The sequence below is a fragment of the Prevotella pallens ATCC 700821 genome, from assembly GCF_000220255.1.
Lineage (GTDB): Bacteria > Bacteroidota > Bacteroidia > Bacteroidales > Bacteroidaceae > Prevotella > Prevotella pallens.
The window spans coordinates 1,320,254-1,326,528 of the sequence record NZ_GL982513.1 but is presented as its reverse complement, the minus strand read 5'-3'; the positions used below and the strand labels follow the sequence as shown (position 1 = coordinate 1,326,528).

The window sequence follows — 6,275 nt, the reverse complement described above, 5'->3', positions numbered from 1 at the left end:
ATTATATATTATTTTGTTATTATAATCTTGCGGGAGGTTCTACGTTATCATAGAAACAACGTTATTTGAGGAAAGAATATGTACATTCGTCTACATAAAAAAAGAACAAAAAAATACTACAGAGAAATAGTAAATTTGGCTATTGAGGAGACAAAAAACTTAATGGAAATGTCTCCAAAGGTGGCAATATACGCATCAATTTATAATCAGCTGGTCGATATAAAGCAAAACATTATAGAAGAAAATAAAGTTTTCTCCAGATTCGAATTATATAAAAGATATTCTTTGGGAATGATTGCCGTGAAAAATTTTGATGAGAATGCTGATGAATACGCTCAGAAACTAATAGATAGCTACGGAGGTACTTTCGATTATAATAAAATGCCTGAAGAATAACTATACACTATCAAGAAAACACAATTGCCGAACGTAAAAAAATATAATACAACTGCCTAAGTTCAGGCAGTAGTAACCTACACAATATTTCCCATTTCTAAGAAAACGACATTTTTAAAATTGTTATTCTCGCAAAAGTCTTTCACCCTTTCGGTACACAAAAGAAAAGCAGAGTTTTTAAGAGAAAAGAAATCGTAGCTGCTAACTAAATTGGAACTGAAAAACAGTTCATTTCCTTGTTCTCTTGGAATAACTATTCCTCCCCTTATCTCAGCAATTTCGCTTAAATTAACGATACCTCTTTCGTCTCTTTCTACTGCATTTTGAGGAAGGCTATCGAAACTTATCAGACTATAAAAAGCAGTTAGGGGAATCTCTTCTTTTGGCAACCATTTTAAACGTTTGATATTTCTTGCTTTTGGTTCTTTCTGCGTTTTATTGTAGCGCAAATCTATACCTTTCAGTTCTTTAAAATTTTCTTTTAATAGTTCAAATACTGATGTTTTACAAACATTTATAGCACCACAAAACACAAAATCACCGATTTTATTTCCACGCTGCACCAGTCGTCCCACAAAACGTCTAAAACATCAACTTCTTTTATGTATTGTTCATTACTTGGGCGAAGAAGTGCGAAACCATATTTTCCACATAACTCGTTATACAATATATTTTCATTTTCTAAACTTCGGTTTATATACAATAAATTCTGATAGCAAATATGGAAAGATAAATTTAGACGAACAAGAAATAATAAGACTTTCTATTTAGCTTAACATGTCGTTAAAATAAGTTTACAAACAAATATTCATCTGTGCTTAATAGTGTCTTTCCACATTTAAGTACAGATATTATAAAATTCTTATCATTTTAATACCTTTTCAGCATTGGCGATAAAAGGAAGTTATTAAGGACAGAATTATGTATATTTGCTCACATTAAACAAATTTACTTGTTCAAAACAAGCAAGATAAGAAAAAAATAAGCATTAAGTTGTCTTTCTTTATAAAAAGATGTAACTTTGTAGGACACAATAAAAAGCATTTACTAAATCTTATAAATTATGGAAGAGAATTATTTTGCCCCATCAGAGTTGATTATTAACGAAGATGGAAGTATTTTCCACCTTCATTTAAAACCACATGAGCTGGCAGACAAAGTTATTCTAGTGGGCGATCCTGGAAGAGTTGCCTTAGTAGCATCACATTTTGATGGCGTAGAATGTGAAGTGAACAATAGAGAATTCAGAACCATAACGGGTAATTTCAAAAATAAACGAATAACCATTGTAAGTACAGGTATAGGATGCGACAATATAGATATTGTCCTTAACGAACTAGATGCATTAGCTAATATAGATTTTGAAACAAGAAAAGAAAAAACAAATTTACGACAACTAACCTTGGTTCGTATCGGTACTTGTGGTGGACTCCAAAAAAATACTCCAATAGGAACATTCATTGCATCAAAGAAAAGCATAGGTTTTGATGGATTGCTTAATTATTATGCAAAACGTGAAGAGTTAGATATTACGTTCGAGAATGAATTTAAAAAGCAAGTAAATTGGAATCCACAATTAGGAAATCCATACGTGGCTGATGCCGATATGAAATTGTTAGAACAGATTGCACAAGATGATATGGTGCGTGGTATTACCATATCTTGTGGAGGTTTTTTTGGACCACAAGGAAGACGATTACGCATACCATTGGCAGATCCACAATTAAACGAGAAAATAGTAAAGTTTGAATATAATGGAGATAGAATAACAAACTTTGAGATGGAAAGTAGTGCATTAGCTGGTCTTGCGCAACATTTGGGACATAAAGCTTTAACATGTTGTATGGTAATTGCCAATCGCCGACAGAAAGAAGCTAACTCTGGCTATAAAAATACAATAGATGGTTTAATAAAGAAGGTACTTGAAAGAATATAATCTTGATACTTCATAAACGAAACAACGTAAGGGTTTATAGACAATATAGTATATTTACATAACTTCTACTTTTAATTATATAATGCAAGTATATAATAATCCGCTAAACTCTAATGATACTATTTGTGCAGTAGCAACACGACCAGGAGGTGCAATAGGAATAATCAGGGTTTCGGGAAACGATGCTATCCGAATAGTTGATTCCATATTCTCACGAAGAATATTAGATGCTCCAGCCAATTCTTTACATTATGGCGAAATACTAAACGAAATACAAGAAACCATTGATGAAGTTGTTGTGTCTATTTGGCGAGCACCTCATTCATATACAGGTGAAAATTCTGTAGAAATATCGTGTCATGGTTCTGCATATATAATGGAAGAAGTGCTTCATAGACTTATAGAATGCAATTGCCGACAAGCAAAACCAGGAGAATATACCCAACGAGCTTATTTAAATGGGAAGATGGATTTATCGCAAACTGAAGCTGTGGCAGACCTTATTGCATCTACTAATAAGGCTTCGTATAAGTTAGCTTTATCACAACTTAAAGGACATTTCTCATCAGAACTTTCTGTATTGCGTCAGCAACTACTTAAAATAAACTCATTATTGGAATTAGAACTCGATTTCTCGGACCATGAAGAATTAGAATTTGCTGATAGAACAGAATTAATAACACTTGCTGAGGAAATAGACAACAAAGTTGTAAAACTCGCACATTCGTTTAAAGTAGGACAAGCTCTTAAAACAGGTATTCCAGTTGCTATTATTGGTAAGACGAATGTAGGAAAATCTACTTTACTTAACTGTTTACTTCACGACAATCGTGCTATTGTAAGCGATATTCATGGAACTACTCGCGATATAATAGAAGATACTATTGCTATCAATGGTGTAGATTTCCATTTTATTGATACCGCAGGAATACGTAAAACAACCGACCAAGTAGAACAATTAGGAATAGAACGAACATACGCCACACTTAAAAAGGCACAAATTGTATTGTGGGTTGTAGACAAACTTCCTACTAATGGTGAAGAAGAGGAGATATTTACTCAATGTATTGATAAACATTTAATTCTTGTACATAATAAGGTAGACAACCTAACAGAAACTATAATAAAGGAAAAACATTGGGGAGACTTCTATTATTGTGAAATTGAAATATCGGGCAAGTATAACTTAGGTATTGATCGGCTTGAGAAATTAATATATAAGGTTGCCGATTTACCTGAAATCTCTGAAAATACAACAATTGTAATGAATGCCCGACATTATGATGCACTTACTCGTGCGCACATATCATTACAACGAGTAAAAGAAGCTTTAAATATGAATCTTAGTGGCGACCTAATATCTGAAGATTTGAAAGAAACTATCTCGATACTTGCAGAGATTACAGGCGACCAAATAACATCGCAAGAAACATTACACAATATATTTAGACACTTCTGTATCGGAAAATAAAAATAATATAACTATTCGCCTTTCGCATACATTTCATTTGTAGTTGATTTCTATTTTCTGAAATTCAATTTATATGATAAAAGTGTGTATGATACTTGTAACTCTCTAATAGTATTATCCACTATATAATAGGAACTTTATTGCCTTTGTTGGGTTAAAACGAGTCTAAACATTTGCGTGTATGGGTGTAAAGTAACAAAAAGTTTCATTAGAAAATTCATCTATATAATTCTTGATTGATATAGTTGTTCTACGAATTGTTTATTTCTAACATTTATGATAATTCCATACACAATTTACAGATATAAGTTTTTTTAATGACCATACAATCATACTTTTAAAATTTATTTTGTAAATTTGCAAACATTATAAGATATTCTAAAAAAGAAAAAAGATGAAAACTGTTTATGATTTTACTGTAAAAGACAGAAAAGGTAATGACATTTCTTTAAAAGCATTTGCTAATGAGGTTTTGTTAATTGTTAATACAGCTACAAAGTGTGGATTCACACCAACATACGAAGAACTTGAAGCTACTTATAAAAAATATCATTCACAAGGTTTTGAAGTTCTTGACTTTCCATGCAACCAATTTGGACAACAAGCTCCTGGTACAGATGAAAGTATCCACGAATTTTGTAAACTTACATACGGAACGGAATTTCCACGTTTTAAAAAGATAAAAGTAAATGGTGAAGATGCAGACCCACTTTACAAATTCTTGAAACAACAGAAAGGTTTTGCAGGTTGGGACGAGGGACACAAACTTACTCCGATACTTGACAAAATGCTATCTGAAGCAGATCCTAACTACAAAGAGAATCCAGACATTAAGTGGAATTTTACAAAATTCTTAATAAATAAGAAAGGACAAGTAGTTGCTCGTTTTGAGCCTACCGAAAAAATTGAAAATATCAATAAAGAAATAGAGAAATTACTCGCAGAATAAATTTTATGCACAAAATAAAAGATAGGAAGAAAACTCCTTATTAGAGTATTCTTCCTATTTTTTGTTTCTTATCAACACTAAACCTACAAAAGTAAACAAGCCATTGAGCATTAATAATTCATATCCAAACTTATAATTCCACAACCATAAAGCTACATTATCTAACAAGAAGCAAAACAATGGACTTGCTATAGCAATATATGGTACTAAGTTATCATTAATATGGCGTTGAATTAATAAAGCATACGCAAATAATCCAAGAATTGGACCATAAGTATAAGAACACAAGATATAAACTGCATTAATTAGACTGGTAGAATTTAAAACTTTAAATATCAGAATAAATAAAATAAATACTATTGAAATTCCTATATGCACATATTTACGTAATTGTTCGTTTTGGGGTTGTTCACAAATATCAACACAAACGCTGGTTGTAAGTGAAGTTAATGCCGAATCGGCACTTGAGAAGCATGCTGCAACTACACCTATTGTAAATAAAACTTCTACTCCACTGCCTAAAATTCCATTAGCAATAGGGTATAACATTAATTCATCGGGAGAAGTTGGCAAAGGAATATTTTTATGTTGAAAGAATGTTATAAGCAATATACCCAATCCCATAAATAATATATTCGTTGGTAAAAAGGCAAATCCATAAGAGCACATATCTTTTTGTGCATCTTTTAAGGACTTACATGTTAAATTCTTCTGCATCATATCCTGATCTAATCCAGTCATAACAACAACAATAAACACACCACTTAAGAATTGTTTCCAGAAGTTTTGTGTAGAAATCCAATCGTCCCAAACAAACATTTGCGAATGTCTATCATTTATAATTACGTTTAAGGCTTCTGTAAAGTTCATATCCAGTGCTCCTATAACCTTATATATAATGAAGAACAAGGTTAAAAACATACACAATGTTTGAAAAGAATCGGTAAATACGAGTGTCCTTATTCCACCTTTTCGTGTATAGAGCCAAATTAATAATACTAACACAACAACTGTAAGTGGAAAAGGAACATTATAATTATCAAGAACAAACCGTTGTAGTATCATACAAACAACATAGAATTTTATAGCAGCTCCTGACATCTTAGACAATATAAAGAAGGAAGCACCTATTTTGTAACTTCGTTCTCCTAATCGTTCTTTCAGAAATGAGTATATTGTTATTAAATTTAAGCGATAATAAATTGGTAATAGAACTAAAGCCACCAATATATAACCAAAAATAAAGCCTATGCAAGTTTGAGTATAGCTCATATTTTGTTCTATCACCATTCCTGGAACACTAACAAAAGTAACTCCAGAGATACTTGCACCTATCATACCAAATGCAACAAAATACCAAGGAGACTGCTGAGCAGCTCTAAAGAACAATTCGTTATTACTATTCTTAATTGTTAGTTTACTTATAAGCAAGAGTAAACTGAAATAGACAAAAATAGTCCCTATAATAATCATATAAGTAAAAAAAAGAAAAAAGTTATGATTTTAGTCTATATATATAAATT

The 6,275-nt window shown here is 31.6% G+C and carries 6 protein-coding genes; 4 read left to right on the top strand and 2 right to left on the bottom strand.

The window, feature by feature from the left end; translation table 11 throughout:
* The first annotated feature begins 78 nt into the window (after positions 1-78).
* A complete protein-coding gene (locus HMPREF9144_RS05095) occupies positions 79-396 on the top strand; it encodes an immunity protein Tsi6 family protein (protein ID WP_006044828.1) in 318 nt (105 codons plus the stop codon).
* A gap of 77 nt (positions 397-473) precedes the next feature.
* Here HMPREF9144_RS05095 and HMPREF9144_RS05090 read toward each other — a convergent pair whose 3' ends face one another.
* Entirely contained in the window at positions 474-959 is a 486-nt protein-coding gene (locus HMPREF9144_RS05090) for a hypothetical protein (RefSeq protein WP_211307794.1), read from the bottom strand.
* 500 nt (positions 960-1,459) lie between these two features.
* Here HMPREF9144_RS05090 and HMPREF9144_RS05085 point away from each other — a divergent pair, with 500 nt between their 5' ends.
* The 3 genes from HMPREF9144_RS05085 to HMPREF9144_RS05075 all read left to right on the top strand — a co-directional run bounded on the left by HMPREF9144_RS05085 (position 1,460) and on the right by HMPREF9144_RS05075 (position 4,752).
* Complete coding sequence (locus tag HMPREF9144_RS05085) at positions 1,460-2,332, top strand: nucleoside phosphorylase (protein WP_006044825.1); 873 nt, start codon at positions 1,460-1,462, stop codon at positions 2,330-2,332.
* 82 nt (positions 2,333-2,414) lie between these two features.
* On the top strand, positions 2,415-3,803 hold the full coding sequence (gene mnmE / locus HMPREF9144_RS05080) for a tRNA uridine-5-carboxymethylaminomethyl(34) synthesis GTPase MnmE (RefSeq protein ID WP_006044824.1): 1,389 nt from the start codon (positions 2,415-2,417) through the stop codon (positions 3,801-3,803).
* Positions 3,804-4,197: 394 nt separating this feature from the next.
* On the top strand, positions 4,198-4,752 hold the full coding sequence (locus HMPREF9144_RS05075; protein WP_006044823.1) for a glutathione peroxidase: 555 nt from the start codon (positions 4,198-4,200) through the stop codon (positions 4,750-4,752).
* Positions 4,753-4,806: 54 nt separating this feature from the next.
* Here HMPREF9144_RS05075 and HMPREF9144_RS05070 read toward each other — a convergent pair whose 3' ends face one another.
* The gene (locus HMPREF9144_RS05070) at positions 4,807-6,225 is read right to left on the bottom strand and encodes a sodium:solute symporter (RefSeq protein WP_006044822.1); all 1,419 of its coding nucleotides are present in this window, start codon (positions 6,223-6,225) and stop codon (positions 4,807-4,809) included.
* Positions 6,226-6,275: the final 50 nt, after the last annotated feature.

Bases quoted from the DNA above. Each gene is read 5' to 3' on its own strand.
- HMPREF9144_RS05095 (WP_006044828.1), top strand. From the start codon at position 79: ATGTACATTCGTCTACATAAAAAAAGAACAAAAAAATACTACAGAGAA.
- HMPREF9144_RS05085 (WP_006044825.1), top strand. From the start codon at position 1,460: ATGGAAGAGAATTATTTTGCCCCATCAGAGTTGATTATTAACGAAGAT.
- mnmE (WP_006044824.1), top strand. From the start codon at position 2,415: ATGCAAGTATATAATAATCCGCTAAACTCTAATGATACTATTTGTGCA.
- HMPREF9144_RS05075 (WP_006044823.1), top strand. From the start codon at position 4,198: ATGAAAACTGTTTATGATTTTACTGTAAAAGACAGAAAAGGTAATGAC.
- HMPREF9144_RS05070 (WP_006044822.1), bottom strand. From the start codon at position 6,225: ATGATTATTATAGGGACTATTTTTGTCTATTTCAGTTTACTCTTGCTT.